This is a genomic window from Streptomyces odonnellii (genome assembly GCF_000981895.1).
In the GTDB taxonomy this organism is placed as follows: Bacteria; Actinomycetota; Actinomycetes; order Streptomycetales; family Streptomycetaceae; genus Streptomyces; species Streptomyces odonnellii.
In genome coordinates this window covers 1-1,656 of the sequence record NZ_LATD01000561.1, presented here as the reverse complement: position 1 = coordinate 1,656, position 1,656 = coordinate 1, and the positions used below count along the sequence as shown (strand labels likewise).

1 pseudogene is annotated in these 1,656 nt (G+C 76.0%); it reads right to left on the bottom strand.

Annotated elements, in window-relative coordinates:
• Nucleotides 1-706: pseudogene (locus tag WH07_RS36525) on the bottom strand (hypothetical protein); the annotation flags it as partial.
• Nucleotides 707-1,656: the final 950 nt, after the last annotated feature.

Below are 1,656 nucleotides of genomic sequence, written 5' to 3'. Positions count from 1 at the left end.
CGGGGCCGGTGGGGTCGGCGGGGCCGGTAGGACCACTCAGGCCGGTCGCGTCCGCCACACCGCCCGGACCGTCGTACCCGGCCGTTCCGTTCGGGTGCGCTGGACCGACGGTGCCGACGCCGGTACCGGCGCGACTGGTCAAGCCGGTCGAGTCGGCCCGGCCGTGCGGGCCGGAGGGGTCGACCGTGCCTGTACGACCGGTCAGGCCGGCCGAGTTGGCCGAGCCAGATCGGCCGGTCGCGTCGGCCGACATAGACACGCCGTTCCGGCCGACCGGACCCGTGGCACCGGTCGGGTCACCAAAGCCGCCCGAATCGGCCCGGCCGTGCGGGCGGGAGGGGTCGACCGTGCCGGTACGACCGATCAGGCCGACCGAGTTGGCCGAGCCAGATCGGCCGGTCGCGTCGGCCGACGTAGACACGCCGTTCCGGCCGACCGGACCGGTGGCACTGGTCGGGTCACCAAAGCCGCCCGAATCGGCCCGGCCGTGCGGGCCTGTGGCGCCGGTGGACGCGGTCGCATCGGTCAGACCGAACGGGCCTGGTCCGTCGACGCCGACCGCGCCACGCACGCCGCCCGTGCCGGCCGAGTCGACCGGACCGGCCGTACCCGTGCTGCCGGTGGGCCCGGACCCGCCGCTCGCGCCGGGCACGCCGGACGAACCGGCCACATGGGTCGACCCGGTCAGGCCGACCGGGTCCGTCATCCTCGTAAGGCCGCTTGCGCCGGCCGAGCCGGACACAACAGACCTGCCGGTCGAGCCGCTTGGTCCCGCACCATGGAGGCCGGGCCGGCCGGCGGGCCGGGCACCGTCAGCCTTGGTCGAGCTGAGCCAGCCGAATGGTCCGTTCGCGTCCGTCCCACCGCTTTCGTGGGTCCCGCTCGTTGGATCGGCCATATCGGTTGGGCCGTTCAGGCCCATCGGGCCGGTCGCGCCAGGAGAGCCGCCCGCGCCAACCGCGTCGGTCGGACCCGTCCCGCCGGACCCGCCGACCGAGCCGAACCCACCCGGTGAACCGCCCCGGTCGGGCACACCGCCCCTGTCGGTCAAGTGCGTTGAAGCAGTCGCGTTGGTCGAGCCGGTCAGGCTCTCCGGACCGGTTGCGCCCGTAACGTTGCCGGGAACGGGCCTGCCGTTCCGGTCCGTCACACCGACCGCGTCGGGCGAGCCGCGCCGGTCGGCCGGACCTGCCGTACCGGACCGGCCCCGGCCGTCCGGGCCTCTCGTGCCCGTACCGCCACCGGTATCGGATCCACCGTTCAGGCCCGTCCGGCCAGTTGGACCGGCGGAGCCCGGCCCACCGGTCGGGTCGGCCGTGCCCTTGCGCCCCGGCCCGCCGTCCCGGCCCGACACAGCGGCCCAGCCGGACAGGCCCGACGTACCCGTGGTATCGGTCGCGGCCGTCAGGCCCGTCAAGTCGGAGGGGCCGGTCTCGTCAGCCGCGCCTTCGGCCACGCCCGCACCCGGCATATCGATCGGCAGCGTCGTCTCCGTCGAACCCGGCGGCTCCCCGGTCCTGTCCGCCCACGCGCCGTCCTCCGCCCGATCGCCCCGGAGCGTCCGCGTCGGCGTCCATACCTCCGCGCCGAACAGGGGGCGGGCCGAGCGGTGGGCCGGTTCGGCCGGCGGGACCGTCGGCGGGGCCGGCCTCGGGT